Origin of the sequence: Novosphingobium anseongense (assembly GCF_037482895.1) — a bacterium.
Taxonomy (GTDB): Bacteria; Pseudomonadota; Alphaproteobacteria; order Sphingomonadales; family Sphingomonadaceae; genus Novosphingobium; species Novosphingobium anseongense.
Genome location: NZ_JBBHJZ010000004.1, coordinates 152,932 through 175,624, shown reverse-complemented (window position 1 = coordinate 175,624; position 22,693 = coordinate 152,932). Strand labels below are relative to the sequence as shown.

The window sequence follows — 22,693 nt, the reverse complement described above, 5'->3', positions numbered from 1 at the left end:
CTCAGATCTCCACGGTGACCTTGCCGAAATGCCGGCCCGACTGGAGATGACGGAAGGCATCGGCGAGGTCTTCCAATGCGAACGACCGGTCGAGCACGGGGCGGATGTTCGAAGCCTCGATCCCGCGAACCATGTCGATCTGATCGCGGCGGCTGCCCACGGTCACCGCCTGCAGGTTGAGCCGCTTGGCCTGGACGATCGCAAACGGCATCGTGTCGACCTGGAACCCGCCGACCGCGCCGATGATCGCGATATGCGCGCCGGTGCGCGCGGCGGCGAAGGACTGGCCGATCGTGTTCGGCCCGCCGACTTCGATGACGTGATCGACCCCGAGCCCGCCCGTCAGCGCGAGCACGGCCTCGCCCCACTGTTCCGTTTCGCGGTAGTTGATCAGGTGGTCGGCACCCAGTGCTTTCAGGCGTTCGAGCTTGTCGGCGCTGCTCGAAGTGGCGATCACCGTCGCACCCGCCGCCTTGGCGAACTGCAGCGCAAACAGCGAGACGCCGCCCGTCCCCTGGACCAGCACCGTCGCGCCGGGCTTAACCCGCCCGTCGGTCACCACCGCGCGCCAGGCGGTGACCCCGGCGCAGGTCAGCGATGCGCTCTCGGCGAAAGAGTAGCCCGCCGGCGCGCGGGTGAAATGCGTCGCAGGCCGCGTCGTCTCGTCGCAGGCGAAGCCCTGGGCCGGTCCCCCGGGGCTGTTGGTCAGTTCGCTCTTCTCGATGTGCCCGTCGAGCCAGTTCGGGTGGAAGGTGCTGACAACCCGTTCGCCCGGCGCGAACGCGGTCACGCCTTCCCCCACGGCGATCACCTCGCCGGCGCCGTCGGACAGCGGGATCAGCCCGTCGGCTACGGGAAAGAAACCGCCCACCACCAGACCGTCCCGGAAATTGAGTGCGGCGGCGCGAACGCGCACCTTGATCTCGCCGGGACCGGGCGGCGGCGCCTCGGCCGTTTCCATCCGCAAATTGTCGAGGTTTGCCGGCTGGCGCAGACGCATGGCTCTGGTCATCGTTTTCCCATCCTTTTCACGGCTATGTCCTAGCAGGCCCGGTCCACGCGGACTTGACCGATTCGGTCGCGGGGCGCAGCGCATGAAGCCATGCCAATCCGGCGAATCGCCCTCGAACTTGCGTCGATGCCATGACCGATATAAGCGCGCCGATCTTCGATTTTCCGGGAAGCCAGCATTTGTCAGCACTCGACGGCCATACGCGTATTGATCTTCCGACCGGCATGCTCTCGCTTGCCGGCCCCAGCGTGACCGCCGAAGCCGGCCATCTGCCGGTCCGCGGGGACCTGGCGCACATCAAGCTCGCCGGCCGCTATTTCGTGCCGCACTATGCCGTGCCGATGCCGCACACCGTCGCCGCGGCCGGCGCATCGCTGCGCGCCGCGGGCAAGCTCGAGGCCGAGGAAATCTGTCTGCTGCCCGGCGGCAGCCAGTTCGACGTGCTCGACATCGCCGGCGGCTGGGCCTGGGGGCAACATGGCGAGGACGGGCCCGTGGGCTACGTGCCGCTCGCCGATCTGGAAGGCGTCGCCTGATGACCAAGAGCGTGTTCATCGACGGGGCGGTGGGCACCACCGGTCTCGAAATCGGCGAGCGGCTTGCGGGCCGCAGCGAATTCTCGCTGATCACCCTGCCCGAGGATCGCCGCAAGGACGACGCCGCGCGCGCCGAGGCGCTGAACGCGGCCGACTTCGTAATCCTTTGCCTGCCCGATGATGCCGCCAAGGCCGCCGTGGCGATGATCGACAACACGTCCACGCGCGTGATCGATGCTTCCTCGGCACATCGCGTGGCGCAGGGCTGGACCTATGGCTTCCCCGAAGTCATCGGCCGGGACAAGGTTTCCCAGGCCCAGCGCGTCAGCAATCCGGGCTGCTACCCGACCGGCTTCATCGCGCTACTCGCACCGCTGATCCGCCAGGGCCTGCTGCCTTCGGACTGGCCCTATGTCTGCCACGCGGTCTCGGGCTATTCGGGCGGCGGCAAAGCACTGATCGGCCGGTTCGAGGAGGACACCGACGTCGCCTTCCGCGACTACGGCCTCGCACTCGGCCACAAGCACGTTCCCGAGATGACCGAATTCGCCGGGCTCGCCCATGCGCCGGTCTTCGCGCCGGCGGTAATCCCGGCGCATCGCGGCATGGTCGTCGAAGTGCCGCTGCACCTGGGCATGATGCCGCGCTCGGCGCCGACCGACGGACTGCGCGATTGTCTCGCCGATTTCTACGCCAGCAGCCCGATCGTCACCGTCCACGCCGACACACCCGACGAACTGCTGCTGCGCCGCTCGATGGCGCCGAGCGACAAGCTCGACCTCTACGTGTTCGGCGCCCGCGACGGCAGCCAGGCGCGGCTGGTGGCCGTGCTCGACAACCTCGGCAAGGGAGCCAGCGGCGCTGCCGTGCAGAACCTCAACCTGATGGCGGGACTGCCCGAAACCGCCGGCCTCGTGCTCTGAAGAACGAATTGCTCAATTTTTAGGCAGCAGTGCTGAAATTTTGAGCAATAATATTGGCGACGTGTTGTGCAAAAATGTCGCGGTTCCGCATTACAAGGCGCGAATCCTATGATTCCACCCTTTCGCGCACACGCGGCTTTGCCTAAACGCTTCTCATCGCTCTGGCACGATTCTTGATAGATCGTAAACGGGCACTTGGACGGCCGGGCTGCTCGAAAGGCGGCGCCGGTTCACTGCGCGGGGGTTTTACAAAGCCGTGAAGAAAATCGAAGCGATCATCAAGCCGTTCAAGCTGGACGAAGTGAAGGAAGCCCTTCACGAGGTCGGCGTGTCCGGCATCACGGTTACCGAGGCCAAGGGCTTCGGCCGCCAGAAGGGCCATACCGAGCTCTATCGCGGCGCCGAATATGTCGTCGACTTCCTGCCCAAGGTGAAGCTCGAGGTCGTCGTGCCCGACAGCTTGGCCGAACGCGTGGTCGAAGCGATCGCCGCCGCCGCCCAGACCGGCCGCATCGGCGACGGCAAGATCTTCGTGATCCCGATCGAAAGCGCCGTGCGCATCCGCACCGGAGAGCGCAACGAAGACGCGATCTGATCCCGACATTCCGCGACGGAACATCCTGATCCCGCGATCAGGCTCCGTCGCAATCCTTTATCAATCCACTCCCAGAATGGCTCCAGCCGGAGCGACGAGAAAGGCGAAGCATGAGCAAGGCAAGCGACATCCTCAAGCGGATCAAGGAAGAAGAGATCGAATGGATCGATCTGCGTTTCACCGATCCCAAGGGCAAGTGGCAGCACCTGACCATGGTCGCCGGCCTCATCGGCGAGGATGAGCTCGAAGACGGCCTGATGTTCGACGGTTCGTCGATCGAAGGCTGGAAGGCCATCAACGAGTCGGACATGATCCTCAAGCCCGACCTCGACGCCGTCTACATCGATCCGTTCTCGGCGACGCCGATGCTGATCGTCGTCTGCGACATCGTCGAGCCTTCGTCGGGTGAGCTCTATGCGCGTGACCCGCGCTCGACCGCCAAGCGCGCCGAAGCCTTCGTCAAGTCGAGCGGCGTGGGCGACACCGTCTACGTCGGCCCCGAAGCCGAGTTCTTCCTGTTCGACGACGTCAAGTTCTACGACGGCTACGACGGCAACGGCTTCAAGATCGACGACATCGAGCTGCCGACCAACTCGAACCGCGACTACGACGGCGGCAACCTCGCCCACCGTCCGCGCGCCAAGGGCGGCTACTTCCCCGTCGCGCCGGTCGACTCGTGCGTCGATATCCGCGGCGAGATGGTCTCGACGATGATCGAGATGGGCCTTCCCTGCGACAAGCACCACCACGAGGTCGCCTCGGCTCAGCACGAGCTCGGCCTGACCTTCGGCACGCTCGTCCAGACCGCCGACCGCATGCAGGTCTACAAGTACGTCGTGCAGCAGGTCGCCCAGGCCTATGGCAAGACGGCAACCTTCATGCCGAAGCCGATCAAGACCGACAACGGTTCGGGCATGCACACCCACATCTCGATCTGGGAAGCGGGCAAGCCGCTCTTCGCCGGCAACGGCTATGCCGGCCTGTCGGACATGTGCCTCTACTTCATCGGCGGCGTCATCAAGCACGCCAAGGCGCTGAACGCCTTCACCAACCCGACCACCAACAGCTACAAGCGCCTTGTGCCGGGCTACGAGGCCCCCGTGCTGCTCGCCTATTCGGCACGCAACCGCTCGGCCTCGTGCCGCATTCCCTACGGCACCGGTGCCAAAGCGAAGCGCGTCGAGTTCCGCTTCCCCGACGCGATGGCCAACCCCTACCTGTGCTATGCAGCTCTGCTGATGGCCGGCCTCGACGGTATCAAGAACAAGATCCACCCGGGCGACGCCATGGACAAGAACCTGTACGATCTGCCGCCGGCAGAGCTCGCCCAGGTTCCGACCGTCTGCGGCTCGCTGCGCGAAGCGCTGGAATCGCTCGAAGCCGACCACGACTTCCTGATCCAGGGCGGCGTCTTCACCAAGGACCAGATCGATGCGTACATCGAACTGAAGTGGCCCGAAGTGATGCGCTGGGAAACCACGCCGTCGGCGGTCGAATTCGACATGTACTACAGCCTCTGATCGCGGCTTAACGATCACCGAGAAGGGCGTCCGGAGCGATCCGGGCGCCCTTTTTCTTTCGGAAGGACGATACGTGAAGCTCGGCATTCTGAAGACTGGCACCCCGCCCGCCGGTCTCGAGCATTTCGGCAGCTATCCCGCCATGTTCGAAAAGCTGCTCGGCGAGAGCGCCTACGACTATGCGGTCTACGACGTGCAGGCAGGCCACCTGCCCGATCGGCCCGAAGCCTGCCCCGCCTATGTGCTCACCGGTTCGGCCAACGGCGCTTATGAAGATCTGCCGTGGATCGGCCAGCTGACCGAATTTCTCCAGCAGACGCGCGGACGCGCCGCGCTCGTCGGCATCTGCTTCGGCCACCAGATCATGGCCCAGGCTTTCGGCGGCAAGGTGATCCAGTCACCCCACGGCTGGGGTCAGGGCGCGCACCGCTACGACGTGCTGCAGAACGAGCCCTGGCTTGGCGGCGCCCGCACGATCACCCTGCCCGCCTCGCACCAGGATCAGGTCGTGGAATTGCCACCGAACGCCGAAGTGATCGCCGCCAGCACCTTCTCGCCCTTCGGCATGCTCGCCTGGCGCGACCAGCGGGCGATCTCGCTCCAGCTCCATCCCGAGTTCGAGCCGGACTATGCGATGGCTTTGGCGGAGACCCGCCGGGGCAACGGCCTCAGCGATACCGAGGTCGACCGCGCCGTGGCAAGCCTGCGCGAGCCGAACGATCAGGTGCGCGCGGCGGGCTGGATCCGGAGCTTTTTGACGAAGGCGTTGGGGGAGGCCTAGGCGGTCTCGGCTTGCCATGTCGTTGGGTGCCGACAGTCTGGTTTGGGCCGCCGAAGTGCCTACGTCGGCGCTAACTCCCGTCTGTCAAAGCTGCGCTGGCCCGCTGCGCCGACGGATCGATTTCCGTCCCCAATGCCTTTCGCTCTGAATAGCGATCGACGATGTGCTTCGCGTGCGGGCGCATCAGGATCGTGAACCGCACAAGCTCCTCCATGACGTCGACAATGCGATCGTAATAGCTTGAGGGCCTCATGCGCCCCGCCTCGTCGAACTCCTTGTAGGCCATGGCGATCGAGGACTGGTTGGGGATCGTGAACATCCGCATCCAGCGGCCAAGCAGGCGCAACGTGTTGACGACGTTGAACGATTGCGAGCCGCCGGACACCTGCATCACGGCAAGCGTCCGCCCCTGAGTCGGGCGCATTCCTTTCAGCTCCAGCGGCAGATGATCAATCTGCGCCTTCATGATGCCGCTGATCGCGCCGTGCCGCTCGGGGCTGCACCAGACCTGCCCTTCGGACCATATAGACAGCTCGCGCAGCTCGTGGACAGCCGGGTGGTCGTCGCCGGCCACCTGATCCGGCAGCGGAAGATCGGACGGATCGAATATGCGGGTCTCCGCGCCGAAGAGCCGCAAAAGACGTGCCGCCTCCTCGACGGCAAAGCGCGAAAACGAGCGTTCGCGCAGCGAGCCGTAGAGCAGGAGGATACGCGGCGGCGGCTGATCGTCGCCCAGACCGAGATCGGATCTATCGATCGTGAAACGGCCATCCAACGCGGGCAACAGGTCAGGATCGGAGAGGGTGTGCAGGCGTGACATGATTTATTCCTGAGATCATCGGCGCGCTGGCGCGGCGCGCTCGTACCAGCGGCGGGTGCGCTTCACGATCGAGACTACCGAGAGCATGACGGGCACTTCGACCAGCACCCCAACGACCGTCGCCAGGGCGGCGCCAGAGTTGAGCCCGAACAGCGAGATGGCAGCGGCGACCGCAAGCTCGAAGAAGTTCGACGCGCCGATCAGCGCAGCGGGCGCGGCGACACACCAGGCCACGCCGAGCTGGCGAGACAGCAGGTAGGCGATGCCCGCGTTGAGATAGACTTGGATCAGGATTGGCACCGCGATCAGGGCGATGACGATCGGCTGCGTGACGATCTGCTCGCCCTGAAAGCCGAAGAGCAGGACGAGCGTCGTCAGCAGGGCGATCAAGGATAGCGGGCCGAACTTAGCGAGCAGACGATCGAGCGCGGGCTGGCCGCCCGACGCCAAGACCGATCGGCGCAGAAGCTGCGCCACGATAACGGGCACGACGATATAGAGCCCGACCGAGATCAACAGCGTTGCCCAGGGCACCGTGACCGAGGCGACACCGAGCAGAAGGGCGACGATCGGCGCGAACAAGATCACCATGAGCAGATCGTTCAAGGTGACCTGGCTCAGCGTATAGGTCGGATCACCATCGCAGAGGTTCGACCACACGAAGACCATCGCCGTGCAGGGTGCAGCGGCGAGCAGGATCAGACCGGCGATGTAGGATGAGGATTGGCCGGCCGGGAGCAGAGGTACGAAGAGCCAGCCGAGGAAAAGCGTGCCCAGCAAGGCCATCGAGAACGGCTTCACGGCCCAGTTGACGAAGAGCGTCACACCGACGCCGCGCCAGTGCTGACGCACAGAGCCCAGTGCCCCGAAATCGATCTTGAGCAGCATCGGCACGATCATCAGCCAGATGAGGACCGCGACGACAAGATTTACCCGTGCGACCTCGGCCGAGGCGATGGCGGCAAATGCGGCCGGCACGACATGGCCAAGCGCGATCCCGGCAACGATGCACAGCGCGACCCAGAGCGTGAGCCAGCGCTCGAACAGGCCCATCGCCGGTTTGGCGGGTGCGGCTTCGACTGCGGAGGCCATGTCAGTTCACGCGCTGACCAGCAGCGTCAATCACCTGTTCGCCATCTTCCTTGGCGAGGGCCCCGCGCTGGGCATCGGGGAGGATATCGAGCACGGCTTCCGACGGGCGGCACAGCTTGACGCCGATCGGGGTGACGACGAGCGGGCGATTGATCAGGATCGGGTGTGCCATCATCGCATCGACCAGCGCTTGGTTGGTCAATGCCTCGTCGCCGAGGCCGAGTTCGGCATAAGGCGTGCCTCTTTCGCGGAGAAGTTCGCGGGGCGTCATTCCAGCCGCTTCGATCATCTCGACCAGCAGCGCACGCGAAGGCGGCGTCTTCAGGTATTCGATGACATGCGGCTCGACGCCCGAGTTGCGGATGAGAGCGAGCGTGTTGCGCGAGGTCCCGCAGTCGGGATTGTGATAGATGACGATCGTGGTCATGCCCGGCCTTTCAGCAGCAGGTGAGTTCGGCGAGCAGCGGCTCGCAAAGATCGGGTCGGCCTTGGCAGCAGTCCTTGGCAAGGAAGAGCATGAGGTCGCGGAAGGCGTTGATGCTGACCCGCTGGATCTGCTGGCGTCCCCGCTTCTCCGACACGACTAACCCGGCCTTCGCCAGCACAGCGAGATGGGTCGAAAAGGTGCTCTGGGTCAGTCCGCTCTCCTCGACGAGTTGTCCCGTCGACAGTCCTTCGGGCTCATGCCGCACGAGGAGGCGAAATGTCGCGAGCCGTACAGGGTGCGCGAGTGCGGCCAGCATCGAGAGGGCGGAATCGGTTTGCATGCATCGGAATTAGACGATGCGATTAACTCGTCAAGACGCATCGTATTTTTCCGATGCATATCTGTTCGATTTCTTGGATCGCGGTCATGGCTTGCGCCAAGGGCCTAGCCAATGAACGAATGGCGTATGCCAAAGACCATCATGCCCGCGCGGTGCTTCGGCCGCGGCTCTTTGAACCGTCGAGATCTAATGCCCACTGCGGCGTCACTCGTCCGCGGCGGGACAAGCCGCTGAACCGTCTGGATGAATCGGAGATCAGGCAGGGTGACAGGGCGTAACTCGTGAACCCTGCGCGGTGGCGGAAACCCTAGAGATCAAGCCAGCCGGTATTGCCCCTGCCCGCCGGGCATGCCGTCCTTGTGGCTGCCCTCGAGCGCCGGAGCCTCGTCGCGGCGGGTGTTGGCGGCACCGTGGATCAGGCGGTCCTGCTCTTCGGCCGAGATGCGCTCCCAACCGTTGCGGCCGAGACGTTCCATCGGGCGGTAGCGCACCTTGTACTGCATCCGCGCCGAACCCTCGACCCAATAGCCCAGGTAGACGAAGGGCATGCCCTTGTCCTTGGCGCGCTCGATATGATCGAGGATGATGTAGTTGCCGAGGCCTTCGCGCGTCGTGTTCTCGGGCTCGTAGAACGAGTAGATCATCGACAGCCCGTCGCCCTGCTTGTCGGTCAGGCAGGCGCCGACCAACTTGCCGGGGGTCACGCCGTCGTCGGAAGGCTCGCGGTATTCGATGACGTAGGACGTGACCGGCGTGTGCTCGACCATGTCGGCATAGTCTACCTCGTCCATCGTCGCCATGCCGCCGCCCGGATGGCGCGCGCCCAGGTAGCGCTGGAGCAGTTCGAACTGCTCGCTGGTCGACCAGGGACGGCAAAGGGTCGCGATCAGATCGCCGTTGCGCTTGAGATTGCGCTTCTGGGTGGAAGAAGGCGCGAACTCTTCCGCGACGACACGGACCGAGACGCAAGCCTGGCAATCGAGGCATGAGGGGCGATAGGCGACCGTCTGACTGCGGCGGAAACCGATGCGGCCGAGCGCGTCGTTCAGCGCGTCCGAATGCGCCCCCTTGAGCTCGGTGAACACCTTGCGCTCGCTGCGGCCCGGAAGATAAGGGCACGGCGCGGGGCTGGTGACAAAGAACCGGGGAAAGCGAACGGGTGCCGTCACGGGCGTTTAAGGTCCTCTACCTGGCCAGCACGCCGATCCGCACCGCCTATCCGAACTATGCATTGGGCCTGTCGGAGTTCAAAGTCTTTTAACCATATTTTGCGGTCGGCGGGCATTTCTTTTGCACAAGTGTCTCGCAGCGAGGCACTTGCCGCATGACAAGTAAATCGGCTGACAACCCCCGGTTCCCGCTAGAAAAATGCCGGCTCAACGTCCCGCCGCCAGGGCGGCTCAGTTCAGCTCCATCTGGCTGACCTCGAAGCCTTCGGCGCGCAAGGCCTCGACCAGGGCATTCAATTGCTCGCTGTCGCGCGCTTCGCATTCGATCTCGGTCACGAGTCCCTTGGCCGGCAGATGCGTGAACACGCGCTGGTGGACGATCTCGACGATGTTGACGTTGTAGCGATAGAACACCTGGCTCACGCGCATCAGCGAGCCCGGGCGATCCTGCAGCACCAAACGTAGACGGGCGAGACGCCCGCTGCGCGCGAGATCGCGAAGCAGGACGTTGGCCAGGAGGCGCGTGTCGATGTTGCCGCCCGACAGGACGATGCCGACCTTGCGGCCCTTGAAGTGATCGGGATAGGCCAGCACGGCAGCCAGACCGGCAGCACCCGCGCCCTCGACCACGGTCTTTTCGATCTGCAGCAACAGCGCCAGCGCACCCTCGATCTGATGCTCGCTGACGAGCAGGAATTCGTCGAGCAACTCGCCGAGCACGACCGAAGTCATCTTGCCCGGTTCGAACACGGCGATGCCTTCGGCCAGGGTGTCGCCGCCCACGGGGCGGGTGGCACCCTTGAGCAGGTTGAACATCGACGGGTAGAGTTCGGCCTCGACGCCGATCAGCTGGATGTCGGGGTTCAGATCGCGCGCGATCACGCCCATGCCAGAAGCGAGTCCGCCGCCGCCCACCGGGATTGCCAGGATCTCGAGATCGGGAACGTCCTCGAGCATCTCGAGCGCGACCGTACCCTGCCCCGCGGCGACATACGGATCGTCGAACGGCGGCACGAAGGTCAGCCCCAGTTCGATCTGCAGCTTGCGGGCATGGGTCAGAGCCTCGTCGAAGCTCTCGCCCTCGAGCACGACGGTGCCGCCGACTGCTTCGGTCTGCATCACCTTCACCACCGGAGTCGTGCGCGGCATGACGATCGTGACGGGGATGCCCAACCGCGTTCCGTGATAGGACAGGCCCTGCGCGTGGTTGCCCGCCGAAGCGGCAATCACGCCGTGCTCGCGCTGCTCTTCGGTGAGCTGCAACAAGGCATTAAGCGCGCCGCGCTCCTTGTAGGCGGCAGTGAACTGGTGGTTCTCGAACTTGACGTAGATCTCGGCGCCCGTGATCTTGCTCAGCGTCTTGCTGTGAAAGGTCGGCGTGCGCACGACCGCGCCGGCAATTCGCCGCGCCGCCGCACGCACGTCGTCGGCAGTCAGCAGGGCATTGGCGCCTGCAGCGGGCTTGAAAGCGGCTTCGTTCATGGTCGGGCGCTACCGGAAAGCTCGAGGCTTGTCGATTCGCGACACCGATGATGGGACTGGCTGTGCAAGCGCGCAAAACCCGCTAGGACGGTGGGCATGAGCGAGAAACGCAAAGTCTCCTTCCTCGGCCTCGGCGTGATGGGCGGAGCGATCGCCCGGCACATCGGCAAGGCCGGGCACGAACTCACCGTCTACAACCGCTCGCCCGGCCGGCTCGACAAGTGGCTCGCGGCCAATACCGGGGTGGCGGCGCGCGTGGCTTCGAGCCCGGCCGAAGCGGCCGAAGGCGCCGACATGGTGATCACCTGCGTCGGCAACGACGACGACGTCGCCGATGTCGTGCTCGGCCCGCAGGGCGTGTTCCGGGCCCTGCGCCGCGGCGGCGTGTTCGCCGATCACACCACCGTCTCGGCCCGCATCGCTCGCCAGATCGCGGTCGAGGCGCGCGATCTCCAGGTCCATTGCATCGACGCGCCGATGACCGGCTCGCAGATCGGCGCCGAGAAGGGCACCTTGACCCTGATGTGCGGCGGCCGACCCGACGCGATCGACATGGCGCGCCCGGTGATGGAGGCCTATTCGGCGCGCATCGTCCACGTCGGCAAGGCCGGCGCCGGGCAGACCGCGAAAATGGCCAACCAGATCTGCATCGCCGGCATCGTCAGTTCGCTGGCCGAAGCCGTGCGCTTCGCCCAGGCCTCGCACCTCGACATGGGCAAGGTCTACGAAGCCATCTCGGGCGGTGCCGCACAGTCGTGGCAGATGGACAACCGCTGGGCCACGATGAGCCGCGACGAGTTCGACTTCGGCCTGGCGATCGACTGGATGCGCAAGGACCTGGGCCTGGTGATGGAGGAAGGCCGCGGCCTCGGCGTCTCGCTGCCCGTGACCGCGCTGGTCGATCAGTTCTTCGCCGATGTCCAGGCGCTGGGCGGCGGTCGCGAGGATACCAGCGCGATCATTCGCCGGCTGCCGCGGAAGGGGCGCAAGTGAAGTCTTCGGTTACCGCGCTCGCTCTCTCTCTCGCTCTCGTTCTCGCCCAGGCCGCCCAGGCCGATACGCTGATCGACAACGTCAACGGCATGTCGCTCGACCGCGATGGCAAGGTCGAGCGCTTCACCGGCCTTCTGCTCGGCGACGACGGGCGCATCGAGCAGGTGCTGCAGCGTTCGGACAAGCGGCCCGGCAAGGTCGACTACAAGGTCGATGGCAAAGGCCGCACGGTGATCCCCGGCTTGGTCGATTCGCACGTTCAGCTGATGCCGCTGGGCCTGTCGCTGCTGACCGAAGCGCGCCCCACCGCGCAGCCGCGCCCCGAGGACCGCGACCAGGCGCTGCTCAAGGCGCAGCAGGCGCTGCTCGCGCGCGGCATCACCGCGGTCACCGACATGGGCACGACCATCGAAGACTGGCAGACCTACCGCCGCGCCGGCGACGCGGGCGCGCTGCAGATGCGCATCCTGGCCTATGCCGAGGGCGTCGACGCGATGATCCTGATCGGCGGACCTGGGCCGACGGCCTGGCTCTACGACGACCGACTGCGGCTCAACGGGCTCAAGCTGACGCTCGACGGCCCGCTGATGACGCGCGCGGCGGCGCTCAAGGCGCCCTATGCCGATGCGCCGGCGAGCAAGGTGGCGCTGCGGCTCAGCGAGACCCAGTTCAAGAACCTGATGAGCCGCGCGGCGATGGACAAGTTTCAGGCCGCGATCGAGGCCAGCGGCGACAAGGCCGTGCAAGTGGTGATCGATACGCTGACCGAGCTGTCGGAGACCTACAAGGGCGACCGGCGCTGGCGGATCGAGAATGCCGAAGCGGTGGACCTCAACGACCTGCCGGGCCTGACCGGCAAGGGCGTGGTGCTCTCGATGCGGCCGCAGCAGGCCGAGACCGGCAGCACGATCGCCGAGACGCGGCTCGGTCCGGCGCGGGTTGCCGGCGCCTATGCCTGGAAGTCGCTGGCCGGTGCGGGAACTGCGCTCGCCTTCGGCTCGGGTGCGCCCGTGGCCACGCCCGAGCCCTTCTCCGCGCTCGCCACCGCGGTAACGCGCCAACGCGCCGACGGCGAGCCCTATGGTGGCTGGCAGGCACAGGAAAGACTGACGCGGGAGAGCGCACTCGCCGCCTGGACCGCGGGTTCTGCCTACGCAGGCTTCGCCGAAGGGCACTTCGGCCGGCTCGCCAAAGGGCAGCGCGCCGACTTTCTGCTGCTCGACCGCGATCCACTGCTGGCGACGCCCGCCGAACTGCGCGCGACGCAGGTGCTGCAGACCTGGGTCAACGGGCGACTGGTCTATCAGGCGAAGGATGGCGAGGCTGGAGCCGCCAACACCGGGGGACGTTAGGCCTTACGGCAGCGTCGGCGCGTCCGAGCCGATCGGCTCGAGCTCGGTGCCCGTCTCCAGCGCCGCGCGGCTCTCGCTGAAGCGCATGATCAGCAGCGAGCCTTCGAACAGGAACAGCAGCGGGATCAGCAGCATAAGCTGAGAGACGACGTCGGGCGGCGTGATCACCGCCGCGAGGATGGTCATGCCCACGATGACATAGCGCCGTGCGCCCGCGAGCTGGGCGCGCGTGACGATGCCCGCGCGGTTGAGCAGCAGCAGCAGGACCGGCAGCAGGAACGACACGCCGAAGGCGAGGATGAACTGCATGACCAGCGACAGGTAGTCGCCCGTGCCCGGCAGCGCCTCGAGCTTAAGCCCGCCACGCTCGCCCTCGAAACCGAGGAACCAGTGGAACGCGGTCGGCATGACGACATAGTAGGCCAGCGCCGCGCCGGTGGTGAACAGGATCGGCGTCGCCACCAGGAACGGCAGGAAGGCCCGCTTTTCCTTGGCGTAGAGCCCCGGCGCGATGAAGGCCCAGAGCTGGTTGGCGATGATCGGGAACGAGACGAAGAAAGCCGCGAACAACGCGACCTTCAGCTCGACGAAGAAGGCCTCGTAAAGCTTGGTATAGACCAGCCGGCCCTGCCCCGGCGGAAAGGCTTCCGTCAGCGGCCGCACGAGGAAGCCGAAGATGTCGTTGGCGAAATACATGCAGACCGCAAAGCAGATGCCGAGCGCGAGGATGCAGCGCAGCAGGCGCGTGCGCAGCTCGAGCAGGTGATCGAGCAACGGCGCCTGCGAGTCGTCGATTTCCTTGATTTTCAGCACGGTAAGCGGCTCACGACGACGAAAGCGGGAGCTGCGGCTCAACCGTCTCCGATTTCTGATTTTGCACGGGCGGCGTTTCGGCCGGCGGTGGCAGGCCCGCTTCGGCCGAGGCTGCCGGAACGTCGCCGTCGCTTGCGGTCGGATGCGCCTTCATGATCGCCTCGTTCTGCTCGCGCCATTTCTGTTCCATGTCGGCGAGTTCCGCCTCGCGGATCATGGTTTCGATGCCCGAGCGGAAATGCCCCGAGACACGCCGGATCTTGGCGATCCACTGCCCCGCCATGCGCAGCGCGCGCGGCAGATCCTTGGGGCCGATGACCACGATCGCGACGATGACGATCAACAGCAGTTCGGAAGCGCCGACGTCGAACATGACGCGTTAGTCCGCGAGTATCAGCGGTTGGTCGAGTTGGTGTCGACCACCGTTTCGCCGTTCAGGGTAGCCTGCTGCGGCGGCGCGGGTTGCGCGGGGATCACCTGGGGGGGGATCTGCGCAGCGGGCGGCGCCGCGGGCTTGTTCTCGTCCTCGCTCAGGCCCTGCTTGAAGCTTTTGATGCCTTTGCCGAAATCACCCATGATCTCGGAAACGCGGCCGCGTCCGAAGAGGACGAGCACGACGAGCAGCACGATGACCCAGTGCCAGAGAGACCCAAAACCCATTATCGACTCCGAAGTTTGGCAGGCGGCTTGCGCCTAACGCTGTCCTATCTAGGCGCTTTCCTCGTCGGTTGCCACCCCGTCAGGCCCCGTATCGGCGTCCTGTGACATTGCCGTGACCGAATCCACCGTGGTTTCCGCCGCAGCCTCCCCCGGGGCCTCCCCCAGGGTCTCCATCGCCAGCATGGCCTCGTCGACCGGATCGAGCAGGCCGGCGGCGCGCAGTTCGTCGATTCCGGGCAGGTCGCGGCGCGATTGCAGGCCGAAATGGGCGAGGAAGGCCGGCGTGGTCGCATAGATCACTGGCCGCCCCGGCACCTCGCGGCGCCCGGCGACGCGCACCCAGCCGGCTTCGAGCAGCACGTCGAGCGTGCCCTTGGCAGTCTGCACGCCGCGGATCGCCTCGATCTCGGCGCGACTGACGGGCTCGTGATAGGCGACGATCGCCAGAACCTCGGTCGCGGCGCGCGAAAGGCGGCGAACCTCTTCCTTTTCGCGGCGCAGCAGATGCGCGAGATCGGGCGCGGTCTGGAAATGCCAGCGCCCGCCGCGCTCGACCAGATGCACGCCGCGACCCGCATAGAATGCGCCCAGTTCGGCCAGCGCTCCGCGCACCGAAGCCCCGCCGAGATGGGTCGAGATCGCGTCGACTGTCATCGGATCGGTCGCCGCGAACAAGGTCGCCTCGACCGCGCGGACCAGATCGTCCGGCTGTTCGCTCTCGGGCGTCATCCCGCGCGCCGCATGTGCAGCGGGCCGAAGGTCACGTCCTGGACCATCTCGGCCTTGCCCTGCTTGGCCAGTTCGAGACAGGCGACGAAGCTCGAGGCCAGCGCCGAGCGCTTGAGCCGCGGATCGGCGTGCGGCGGCAGGAAATCGCGCAATTCCATCCAGTCGAGCGTGACGCCGAGCAGCGACGAGACCCGCGACAGCGCGGAATCCAGCGTCATGACCATGCGGTCGCGCACGACGTGGACCACGGGCGCGGTGCGTGCCTTGACCTGGCCATAGGCCTGGATCAGGTCGAACCACTCGCACTGCCAGGCATTCTTGCGATCGACGCGCAGCCCCTCCGGCGCACCGCGGCGGAACACGTCGCGGCCGAGCCGGTCGCGCGCCATCAGCCGCGCCGAAGCCTCGCGCATCGCCGCCAGCCGCTGCAACCGCAATTGCAGGCGCAGCGCCAGTTCCTCGGGGCTCGGGTCTTCCTGCTCTTCCCGGGGCAGTAGTAGCGCCGACTTGAGATAGGCGAGCCAGGCCGCCATCACGAGATAGTCGGCGGCAAGCTCGAGCCGCAACGCTTCTGCCTGCTCGATGTAGATCAGGTACTGCTCGACCAGCGCCAGGATCGAGATCTGGCGCAGGTCCACCTTCTGCCGTCGCGCGAGATCGAGCAGCAGATCGAGCGGGCCTTCCCAGCCGTCGAGCTCGAGATAGAGCGCGGCATCCTCGGTCGGTGCCGCGGCGGGGCCACCCCAGTCGTCGCCCTGAAACAGGGTCGGATCGAGGTCGGCCTCGCCCATCAGGCGAGCGCCAGCAAGGCGTCGCGCTTGGCAAGGAGTTCGGCCTGGCGAGACAGCTCGCCCTTGGCCGGATCGGTCGCGGCGAGCGCGCGTTCGAGCCGCCCGGCTGCTGCCGTGGTGATCGTCGGCAGCAGTCTGGCTATGCCGATCATGTCGTCCATCCTGGCCCAGCAGTTGAGCGCGATGTCGCAGCCCGCGGCGATCGCCCGCGCCGCGCGTTCGGGCACGGTACCCGACAGCGCTTCCATATCGAGATCGTCGGTCAGCAGCAGCCCGTCGAAACCGATGCGCTTGCGGATGATCTCCGCGATCACGAAAGGCGATTGCGTCGCCGGGTTCTCGGCATCCCAGGCGGTGAAGCGGATGTGGCCGGTCATGCCGATCGGCGTGTTCGCGAGTGCCCGGAAAGGCGCGAGATCGCTGGCGAGCTCGTCCTCGCTCACGGTCACCGTCGGCAGTTCCTTGTGGCTGTCGGCCGTGGCGCGGCCGTGGCCGGGCATGTGCTTGATGCAGCCGGCGACACCGGCCTGGGCGAGCCCGTCGAGCACGGCGCGACCGAGCGCGGCGACGCGCATCGGCTCGCTGCCGAAGGCGCGATCGCCGATCACGTCGTGCGCGCCGGGCTGACGCACGTCGAGCGGCGGATGGCAGTCGACCGAAATGCCGATCTCGGCGAGATCGAGCCCGAGCGCATGGGCATTGACCCGCGCAGCCTCGATCGCCGAGGCCGGCGCCACGTCGTAGAGCGCGTCGAAGGCGCTACCCGGTGGAAAGGCCAGCCACTCAGGTGGCTTCATCCGCGCGACGCGGCCGCCCTCCTGGTCGATGCAGATGAAAGTGCGATCGCGCCCGTGGATCGTGCGCAGTTCGTCGGTCAGTGCACGAACCTGATCGCGGCTGCCGATGTTGCGGCCGAACAGGATGTAGCCGGCGGGATCGGCATCGCGAAAGAACGCGCGCTCGTCGGCAGAGAGTGCCAGGCCGGCAATGCCGAAGATCGCAGGTGTCATTGTGCGAAAATCGCAATTCGCGGGGGTTTTCGCAAGTTTTGACGGGTCAAGGAGTGTGGATAGTACGCCCCCGCGAGAACGGGGGCGCCACCGTCAGTTCTTCACCTGGCAGGCGAGCCCCGCCGCCTTGAGCCGGCCGCAGAGGCCATGCGCCGCCGAAGAATCGCCGGCGAGCACCTGCAGGCGATAGACGGTGCCGATGTCGGCGCTGCCCTCGACCACACGATGGTTGAGGCCCGACAGCACTTCGTATTGGCCCGACAGCCGGGTCCAGCCCGCATCGGCCTGCGCGCGCGAGGTATAGGCTGCGATCTGCACGCCAACGCCCGCAGGCACCGGCGCAGCAGGCGAAGCGCCAGCGCTCGGCTTCACCGCGGGCTCGACTGCGGCGGTCTTGGGCGCGGCAGCCTCGCCAAGGCGGGCCGGGCGCGTCTGGCCTTCGGACACGGCAAAGGCAGTGTCGCCGGTGCCCGCGAAGGTCTTGCCGCCCGCATCCTTGGGCCGTTCCTTGTAGGGCTGCTTGGGCGCGGCGATGACGCTGCCGTCGGCAACCAGGACTTCGTCCTTGCGCGTGGACAGCGCCCACCAGATGCCGCCACCGATCACCGCCACTGCCAGCAGGCCAAGCGCGATCAAGGTGAACAGCTGGCGGCCGTTGTAGCCTTTGAACTCTTCCTCGTCGTCGCCGTCGGTCTCGAGCCAGGGAAGCCGCACGTCGTCGTCGCCGAATTCGAGCCGACCGTCCTCGACAGGCGGCTCGTCATCGTGACCGGCCCACGCAGTGTCGGCCGGCAGGACGAGCGGATCGACATCGGAGTGATCTCCGAGATCGGCGTTATCGTGGCTCTTCCCATCGGCCATGACTACATCTCCTCCACCGCCTCGACGCCCAATAGCGCCAGTCCATTGCGAACTAGCTGCCCGATTTGGCTGGCGAGGAAAAGCCTTGCGCCGGTCACCTGACCATTCTGTGCCACGATGAACCGCTTTTCGGGACGGTCGTTGCCGACGTTCCAATAGGCGTGGAAGCCCGCGGCGAGGTCACCGAGGAAGAAGGCGACGCGGTGCGGCTCGCGCGCGACGGCGGCGGCCTCGACCAGCCGCGGAAACTGCGCGGCGAGCTTGATCAGCTCGAGCTCTTCCTCGCCGAGCAGTTCGAGATCGGCGTCGGACGGCGCGAAACCCTCGGCCGCGGCCTTGCGCAAGGTCGAGTGGACGCGGGCGTTGCCGTACTGGACGTAGAACACCGGGTTGTCCTTCGAGGCTTCGACCACCTTGGCGAAGTCGAAGTCCATCTGCGCCTCGGGCTTGCGCGTCAGCATGGTGAAGCGGACGACGTCCTTGCCGACCTCCTCGACCACGTCGGCCAGCGTGACGAAGTTGCCCGAACGTTTGGACATCTTCACCGGCTCGCCGTTGCGCAGCAGCTGGACCATCTGGACGAGCTTGACCTCGAACGGGGTCGCCTTGCCATCAGCACCCGTCATAGCCGCGACGGCGGCCTTGATTCGCTTGACCGTGCCCGCGTGGTCGGCGCCCCAGATGTCGACCAGCGCGTCGGCGCTCTGGGCCTTCTGGTAGTGATAGGCGAGATCGGCACCAAAATAGGTCCAGGCGCCGTTCGATTTCTTGATCGGCCGGTCTTGGTCGTCGCCGAACTTCGTCGAGCGGAACAGCGGCAGCGCCACCGGTTCCCAGTCCTCGGGGGTCTTGCCCTTGGGCGCTTCGAGCACGCCGTCATAAACCAGGTCCTGCGATCGCAGCCACTTCTCGGCCTCTTCGGGCTTGCCCGCGGCCTGGAGCTCGGCCTCTGACGAGAACAGGTCGTGGTGGATGCCGAGCAGCGCGAGGTCCTGCTTGATCATGACGAGCATGGCGGCGACCGCCTTCTCGCGGAACGGCACCAGCCATTCGGTTTCGGGCGCCGTGACGTAGCGGTCGCCGAACTCGGCCGCGAGCTGCTGGCCGACGGGGACCAGGTAGTCGCCCGGATAGAGCCCCTCGGGAATCTCGCCGACAGCTTCGCCGAGCGCTTCGCGGTAGCGGACATGCGCCGAGCGCGCGAGCACGTCGACCTGCGCGCCGGCGTCGTTGACGTAGTATTCGCGGATGACCTTGTGGCCCGAATATTCGAGCAGGGTGGCCAGGGCATCGCCGACCACGGCGCCGCGGCAGTGCCCCATGTGCATCGGCCCGGTCGGATTGGCCGAGACATATTCGATGTTCACCGTCGTGCCGCCGCCGAGGTTCGAGCGGCCGTAGTCGGCGCCGAGCCGGGCGATCGCGCGCAGCTCGTCGATCCAGGTCTCGGGCGTGAGACGCAGGTTGATGAAGCCCGGACCGGCGATCTCGGCGCTGGTCACCTGCGGCAGCTTGCTCAGCTCGGCAACGAGCGCCTCTGCAAGCTGGCGCGGGTTCTTGCCCGCAGGCTTGGCCAGGACCATCGCGGCATTGGTCGCGAGATCGCCGTGCGAGGCATCGCGCGGCGGTTCGACCGTGATCGCGGCGCGGTTGAGCCCGGCGGGCAGTTCGCCCGCGGCTTCGAGCCGGTCGAGCACGTCGGAAATGTGGCCGGCGAAGGCCGCGTAGAGAGTCTTGGTGTCGGACATGCCGCGCGACTAGCCGGTTTGGCGGTTCAAGGGAACCTTTGAGCGACCGCGGCGTGATGGCATAAGCAACCGTCAACGAGGAGAAGGATGCCCATGAAGACCAAGCTGCTCGCGGTACTGTCGGCCTCGCTGCTGTCGCTGTCCGGCCCGGCCCTGGCGCAATCGGCGCCGCGCGCGCTCGGCCAGTCCGAAGTGCAGCAGGCGGCGCAACAGCATCCGCAGCTGGTCGAACAGTTCGGCGGCGCCGTTGAAGGCCCGCTGGCCGACTATGTCGCCGGGGTCGGCCGCCGCGTCGCCGCGCAGACCAATCTCGTCAACGCCAGCGGCGCCTACCGCGTGACCCTGCTCAATTCGCCGGTGCGCAACGCCTTCGCCGTGCCCGGTGGCTACGTCTACGTCACGCGTGAACTGCTCGCGCTGATGAACAGCGAGGACGAGTTGGCCTTCGTGCTCGGCCACGAGATGGGCCACGTCACCGCCCGCCACGGGCAGAAGCGCCAGACGCGCTCGACGATCACCGGCATCGGCGCGGTGATCGCGCAGGTCCTGACGGGCTCCGACGTCGTCGGCCAGGTCGCGGGCCAGGTCGGCCAGGGACTGCTGCTCGGCTATTCGCGCAGTCAGGAAAACGAATCGGACAGCCTCGGCGTGCGCTATATTTCCGCCGCGGGCTTCGATCCCTATGCCGCGCCGCGCATGCTCTCGGCGATGGGGGCGGCCGAAAGCCTCGACGCGCAGCTGGCGGGCCGCCAGCAATCGCAGACACCGTCCTGGAGCCGCACGCATCCACTCTCGACCGACCGCGTCCAGCGCACCCGCGCGCTCGCCGGACAGCAGCGCCCCCCCGGCATTGCCGCACCGCAGAGCCGCGACCGCTTCCTCGCCGCTATCGACGGCATGACCTATGGCGACGACCCGCGCCAGGGGATCGTCGATGGCCGCCAGTTCCGCCATCCGGGCCTGCGCTTCAAGTTCACCGCGCCGCAGGGCTATACGATCGAGAACGGCGCCGCCGCGGTCACGATCGCGGGCAGCGGCGGCCAGGCGCAGTTCGGCACGGGGCGGCTCTCGGGCGGACTCGACGCCTATGTCGGCCAGGTGTTTCGCTCGCTGTCGAGCAACGGCGGCCAGCTCGCTTTGCCCGCGACGCAGACCACCACGATCAACGGCATGCCCGTCGCCTATGCCACGACCCGCGCCAGCGCCAACCGCAGCCAGGTCGACGTGACCGTCACCGCCTATCGGTGGGACGCCGACAGCGCCTATCACTTCGTCACGATCGTCCCCGCAGGCGCCGGCGTCGGTCCGTTCCGCGAGACGATCAACTCGCTGGCGCCGATGTCGGCTAGCGAGGCCGCGGCGGTGCGGCGGCGGGTGATCGACGTGGTCACCGTCCAACGCGGCGACACCGCGCGCTCCCTGGCCGCGCGCATGGCTTTCTCCGACAACCAGCTCGATCGCTTCCTCGTGCTCAACGGGCTCGATGCCAATGCGACCTTGCAGCCGGGGAGCAAGGTCAAGCTGATCGTCTACGGTTCGTGACACGGCAGAACACGGGCCTGTAAACGCGCGCCGTTTTCGGCTATCGGCGCGCGCCATGGCTTCCACCCCCGCACCTCAGACCTACCGCGTAAAAAGCTTCGGCTGCCAGATGAACGTCTACGACGGCGAACGCATGGCCGAGCTGCTGGCCAGCCAGGGCCTGGCGGCCGCGCCCGAGGGCAGCGAGGCCGATCTCGTCGTGCTCAACACCTGCCACATCCGCGAAAGGGCGGCGGAAAAGGTCTATTCGGACATCGGCAGGATCGTGAAGGACTGGGACCGCAAGGACGGTTCGAGCCCGCTGATCGCGGTCGCCGGCTGCGTCGCCCAGGCCGAGGGCGAGGAGATCATGAAGCGCGCGCCCGCGGTCAAAATGGTGGTCGGCCCGCAGGCCTATCACCGCCTGCCCGAGATGCTGAAAGAGGCCGAGGCCGGGCGGCGCGTGACCGATACGGACATGCCGACCGAAACCAAGTTCGACGCCCTGCCGAAACGTCGCCGCTCGGGCCCGAGCGCCTTCCTGACCGTGCAGGAAGGCTGCGACAAGTTCTGCACCTATTGTGTGGTGCCCTACACCCGCGGCGCCGAAATATCGCGCCCCTTCAAGGACCTGATTGAGGAAGCCGAACGGCTGGTCGAGGCCGGCGCGCGCGAGATCACCCTGCTCGGACAGAACGTCAACGCTTGGACCGGCGAGGATGCCAAGGGCCGATCGGTCGGGCTCGAAGGGCTGATCGCGCAGCTTGCGAAGCTGACCGACCTGCGCCGTATCCGCTACACCACGAGCCACCCCAACGACATGACCGAGGGGCTGATCGCTGCGCACGGCGAGATCGACAAGTTGATGCCCTTCCTCCACCTGCCCGTCCAGGCGGGCAGCGACCGTGTACTGAAGGCGATGAACCGCAGCCACACGGCGGAGTCCTATCTCAAGGTGCTCGACCGGGTGCGCGCCGTACGCCCCGACATCGCGCTATCGGGCGACTTCATCGTCGGCTTTCCCGGCGAGACCGAGGCCGATTTCGCCGAGACGATCGCGCTGGTCGAAGCGGTCGGCTATGCACAGTGCTTCAGCTTCAAGTACAGCCCGCGCCCCGGCACGCCCGCGGCGGCGATGGACGATCAGATCGCACCCCAAGTGATGGACGAACGCCTCCAGCGGCTGCAGGCGGCGGTCAACCGCGGCCAGATCGCGTTCAACGAGGCGACCGTAGGCCGGCGCTGCGACGTGCTGGTCGAACGCAAGGGCAAGCTGCCGGGCCAGTGGCTGGGCAAGACCCCCTGGCTGCAATCGGCGCATTTTATCGGCGAAGCCGCGATCGGCGATATCGTCACGGTCGATCCCGTCGAGGCCGGGGCCAATTCGCTGAGCACACGTCTCGTCGCATTAACCGCCGCCTGAAGCAGAATTCGGCCAGTTTTCCACCACGTCGGGGCGCATGCGTCCTTGCGCTGCAACATGGCAGGATTATCTTTCGACTCATGAGGCCGTCCCGG

General features: G+C 66.4%; 24 protein-coding genes. 9 read left to right on the top strand and 15 right to left on the bottom strand.

Annotated features, from left to right (window positions below; all coding sequences use genetic code 11):
* Position 1: 1 nt before the first annotated feature.
* The gene (locus tag WG901_RS18720) at positions 2-1,012 is read right to left on the bottom strand and encodes a zinc-dependent alcohol dehydrogenase family protein (RefSeq protein WP_339588633.1); all 1,011 of its coding nucleotides are present in this window, start codon (positions 1,010-1,012) and stop codon (positions 2-4) included.
* Positions 1,013-1,143: 131 nt separating this feature from the next.
* On the opposite strand from WG901_RS18720, the gene WG901_RS18715 reads away from it, so the two are divergent.
* The 5 genes from WG901_RS18715 to WG901_RS18695 all read left to right on the top strand — a co-directional run bounded on the left by WG901_RS18715 (position 1,144) and on the right by WG901_RS18695 (position 5,367).
* The gene (locus WG901_RS18715; RefSeq protein ID WP_339588632.1) at positions 1,144-1,548 is read left to right on the top strand and encodes an SH3 domain-containing protein; all 405 of its coding nucleotides are present in this window, start codon (positions 1,144-1,146) and stop codon (positions 1,546-1,548) included.
* Complete coding sequence (argC, locus tag WG901_RS18710; RefSeq protein ID WP_339588631.1) at positions 1,548-2,471, top strand: N-acetyl-gamma-glutamyl-phosphate reductase; 924 nt, start codon at positions 1,548-1,550, stop codon at positions 2,469-2,471. Before WG901_RS18715 ends, argC begins: the two co-directional genes overlap by 1 nt.
* A 256-nt stretch (positions 2,472-2,727) precedes the next feature.
* Positions 2,728-3,066, top strand: a complete 339-nt coding sequence (locus WG901_RS18705) for a P-II family nitrogen regulator (protein ID WP_339588630.1) — start codon at positions 2,728-2,730, stop codon at positions 3,064-3,066.
* Between the two features lie 110 nt (positions 3,067-3,176).
* On the top strand, positions 3,177-4,586 hold the full coding sequence (glnA, locus tag WG901_RS18700; RefSeq protein WP_339588629.1) for a type I glutamate--ammonia ligase: 1,410 nt from the start codon (positions 3,177-3,179) through the stop codon (positions 4,584-4,586).
* 73 nt (positions 4,587-4,659) lie between these two features.
* Entirely contained in the window at positions 4,660-5,367 is a 708-nt protein-coding gene (locus WG901_RS18695) for a glutamine amidotransferase-related protein (protein WP_339588628.1), read from the top strand.
* A 70-nt stretch (positions 5,368-5,437) separates the two neighbouring features.
* Here the strand turns inward: WG901_RS18695 and arsH are convergent, their stop codons facing one another.
* From arsH to WG901_RS18665, 6 genes are all read right to left on the bottom strand, one after another.
* Positions 5,438-6,187: an arsenical resistance protein ArsH gene (gene arsH, locus WG901_RS18690; protein ID WP_339588627.1), complete on the bottom strand. Its 750-nt coding sequence runs from the start codon at positions 6,185-6,187 to the stop codon at positions 5,438-5,440.
* Between the two features lie 15 nt (positions 6,188-6,202).
* Entirely contained in the window at positions 6,203-7,279 is a 1,077-nt protein-coding gene (gene arsB / locus WG901_RS18685; RefSeq protein WP_339588626.1) for an ACR3 family arsenite efflux transporter, read from the bottom strand.
* Position 7,280: 1 nt separating this feature from the next.
* A complete protein-coding gene (gene arsC, locus WG901_RS18680; protein WP_339588625.1) occupies positions 7,281-7,706 on the bottom strand; it encodes an arsenate reductase (glutaredoxin) in 426 nt (141 codons plus the stop codon).
* 10 nt (positions 7,707-7,716) lie between these two features.
* On the bottom strand, positions 7,717-8,046 hold the full coding sequence (locus tag WG901_RS18675; protein WP_339588624.1) for an ArsR/SmtB family transcription factor: 330 nt from the start codon (positions 8,044-8,046) through the stop codon (positions 7,717-7,719).
* A gap of 314 nt (positions 8,047-8,360) precedes the next feature.
* The gene (locus WG901_RS18670; protein ID WP_339588623.1) at positions 8,361-9,215 is read right to left on the bottom strand and encodes an arginyltransferase; all 855 of its coding nucleotides are present in this window, start codon (positions 9,213-9,215) and stop codon (positions 8,361-8,363) included.
* A gap of 231 nt (positions 9,216-9,446) precedes the next feature.
* The gene (locus WG901_RS18665; RefSeq protein WP_339588622.1) at positions 9,447-10,697 is read right to left on the bottom strand and encodes a threonine ammonia-lyase; all 1,251 of its coding nucleotides are present in this window, start codon (positions 10,695-10,697) and stop codon (positions 9,447-9,449) included.
* 96 nt (positions 10,698-10,793) lie between these two features.
* Between WG901_RS18665 and WG901_RS18660 the strand changes: the two genes are divergently transcribed.
* Together WG901_RS18660 and WG901_RS18655 are read left to right on the top strand one after the other, a co-directional pair.
* Complete coding sequence (locus WG901_RS18660; protein ID WP_339588621.1) at positions 10,794-11,690, top strand: NAD(P)-dependent oxidoreductase; 897 nt, start codon at positions 10,794-10,796, stop codon at positions 11,688-11,690.
* Entirely contained in the window at positions 11,687-13,042 is a 1,356-nt protein-coding gene (locus WG901_RS18655) for an amidohydrolase (RefSeq protein ID WP_339588620.1), read from the top strand. The genes WG901_RS18660 and WG901_RS18655 overlap by 4 nt, the downstream gene beginning before the upstream one ends.
* 3 nt (positions 13,043-13,045) lie before the next feature.
* On the opposite strand, the gene tatC is transcribed toward WG901_RS18655, so the two are convergent.
* From tatC to argS, 8 genes are all read right to left on the bottom strand, one after another.
* Entirely contained in the window at positions 13,046-13,855 is an 810-nt protein-coding gene (gene tatC / locus WG901_RS18650) for a twin-arginine translocase subunit TatC (RefSeq protein WP_339588619.1), read from the bottom strand.
* A gap of 10 nt (positions 13,856-13,865) precedes the next feature.
* A complete protein-coding gene (gene tatB, locus WG901_RS18645) occupies positions 13,866-14,228 on the bottom strand; it encodes a Sec-independent protein translocase protein TatB (RefSeq protein WP_339588618.1) in 363 nt (120 codons plus the stop codon).
* Between the two features lie 20 nt (positions 14,229-14,248).
* Entirely contained in the window at positions 14,249-14,515 is a 267-nt protein-coding gene (locus WG901_RS18640; protein ID WP_339588617.1) for a twin-arginine translocase TatA/TatE family subunit, read from the bottom strand.
* A 48-nt stretch (positions 14,516-14,563) separates the two neighbouring features.
* A complete protein-coding gene (scpB, locus tag WG901_RS18635; protein WP_339588616.1) occupies positions 14,564-15,244 on the bottom strand; it encodes an SMC-Scp complex subunit ScpB in 681 nt (226 codons plus the stop codon).
* Complete coding sequence (locus WG901_RS18630) at positions 15,241-16,035, bottom strand: segregation and condensation protein A (protein WP_339588615.1); 795 nt, start codon at positions 16,033-16,035, stop codon at positions 15,241-15,243. Before WG901_RS18630 ends, scpB begins: the two co-directional genes overlap by 4 nt.
* Positions 16,035-17,045 carry a beta-N-acetylhexosaminidase gene (gene nagZ, locus WG901_RS18625; RefSeq protein WP_339588614.1) on the bottom strand — a complete coding sequence of 337 codons (1,011 nt, stop codon included), beginning with the start codon at positions 17,043-17,045 and terminating at the stop codon, positions 16,035-16,037. Before nagZ ends, WG901_RS18630 begins: the two co-directional genes overlap by 1 nt.
* A 93-nt stretch (positions 17,046-17,138) precedes the next feature.
* Positions 17,139-17,906 carry an SPOR domain-containing protein gene (locus WG901_RS18620; protein ID WP_339588613.1) on the bottom strand — a complete coding sequence of 256 codons (768 nt, stop codon included), beginning with the start codon at positions 17,904-17,906 and terminating at the stop codon, positions 17,139-17,141.
* Between the two features lie 2 nt (positions 17,907-17,908).
* Positions 17,909-19,654, bottom strand: coding sequence for an arginine--tRNA ligase (argS, locus tag WG901_RS18615; RefSeq protein WP_339588612.1), 1,746 nt, complete (start codon positions 19,652-19,654; stop codon positions 17,909-17,911).
* A 93-nt stretch (positions 19,655-19,747) separates the two neighbouring features.
* Here argS and WG901_RS18610 point away from each other — a divergent pair, with 93 nt between their 5' ends.
* Together WG901_RS18610 and miaB are read left to right on the top strand one after the other, a co-directional pair.
* Positions 19,748-21,196 carry a M48 family metalloprotease gene (locus WG901_RS18610; RefSeq protein WP_339588611.1) on the top strand — a complete coding sequence of 483 codons (1,449 nt, stop codon included), beginning with the start codon at positions 19,748-19,750 and terminating at the stop codon, positions 21,194-21,196.
* A 55-nt stretch (positions 21,197-21,251) separates the two neighbouring features.
* Entirely contained in the window at positions 21,252-22,598 is a 1,347-nt protein-coding gene (gene miaB, locus WG901_RS18605) for a tRNA (N6-isopentenyl adenosine(37)-C2)-methylthiotransferase MiaB (protein ID WP_339588610.1), read from the top strand.
* The last annotated feature ends 95 nt before the right edge of the window (positions 22,599-22,693 follow it).

Bases quoted from the DNA above. Each gene is read 5' to 3' on its own strand.
- arsB (WP_339588626.1), bottom strand. From the start codon at position 7,279: ATGGCCTCCGCAGTCGAAGCCGCACCCGCCAAACCGGCGATGGGCCTG.
- argS (WP_339588612.1), bottom strand. From the start codon at position 19,654: ATGTCCGACACCAAGACTCTCTACGCGGCCTTCGCCGGCCACATTTCC.
- argC (WP_339588631.1), top strand. From the start codon at position 1,548: ATGACCAAGAGCGTGTTCATCGACGGGGCGGTGGGCACCACCGGTCTC.
- WG901_RS18675 (WP_339588624.1), bottom strand. From the start codon at position 8,046: ATGCAAACCGATTCCGCCCTCTCGATGCTGGCCGCACTCGCGCACCCT.
- scpB (WP_339588616.1), bottom strand. From the start codon at position 15,244: ATGACGCCCGAGAGCGAACAGCCGGACGATCTGGTCCGCGCGGTCGAG.
- WG901_RS18640 (WP_339588617.1), bottom strand. From the start codon at position 14,515: ATGGGTTTTGGGTCTCTCTGGCACTGGGTCATCGTGCTGCTCGTCGTG.
- WG901_RS18620 (WP_339588613.1), bottom strand. From the start codon at position 17,906: ATGGCCGATGGGAAGAGCCACGATAACGCCGATCTCGGAGATCACTCC.
- WG901_RS18720 (WP_339588633.1), bottom strand. From the start codon at position 1,012: ATGACCAGAGCCATGCGTCTGCGCCAGCCGGCAAACCTCGACAATTTG.
- nagZ (WP_339588614.1), bottom strand. From the start codon at position 17,045: ATGACACCTGCGATCTTCGGCATTGCCGGCCTGGCACTCTCTGCCGAC.
- glnA (WP_339588629.1), top strand. From the start codon at position 3,177: ATGAGCAAGGCAAGCGACATCCTCAAGCGGATCAAGGAAGAAGAGATC.
- arsH (WP_339588627.1), bottom strand. From the start codon at position 6,187: ATGTCACGCCTGCACACCCTCTCCGATCCTGACCTGTTGCCCGCGTTG.
- WG901_RS18715 (WP_339588632.1), top strand. From the start codon at position 1,144: ATGACCGATATAAGCGCGCCGATCTTCGATTTTCCGGGAAGCCAGCAT.
- miaB (WP_339588610.1), top strand. From the start codon at position 21,252: ATGGCTTCCACCCCCGCACCTCAGACCTACCGCGTAAAAAGCTTCGGC.
- arsC (WP_339588625.1), bottom strand. From the start codon at position 7,706: ATGACCACGATCGTCATCTATCACAATCCCGACTGCGGGACCTCGCGC.
- WG901_RS18610 (WP_339588611.1), top strand. From the start codon at position 19,748: ATGAAGACCAAGCTGCTCGCGGTACTGTCGGCCTCGCTGCTGTCGCTG.
- WG901_RS18665 (WP_339588622.1), bottom strand. From the start codon at position 10,697: ATGAACGAAGCCGCTTTCAAGCCCGCTGCAGGCGCCAATGCCCTGCTG.
- tatB (WP_339588618.1), bottom strand. From the start codon at position 14,228: ATGTTCGACGTCGGCGCTTCCGAACTGCTGTTGATCGTCATCGTCGCG.
- WG901_RS18660 (WP_339588621.1), top strand. From the start codon at position 10,794: ATGAGCGAGAAACGCAAAGTCTCCTTCCTCGGCCTCGGCGTGATGGGC.
- WG901_RS18630 (WP_339588615.1), bottom strand. From the start codon at position 16,035: ATGGGCGAGGCCGACCTCGATCCGACCCTGTTTCAGGGCGACGACTGG.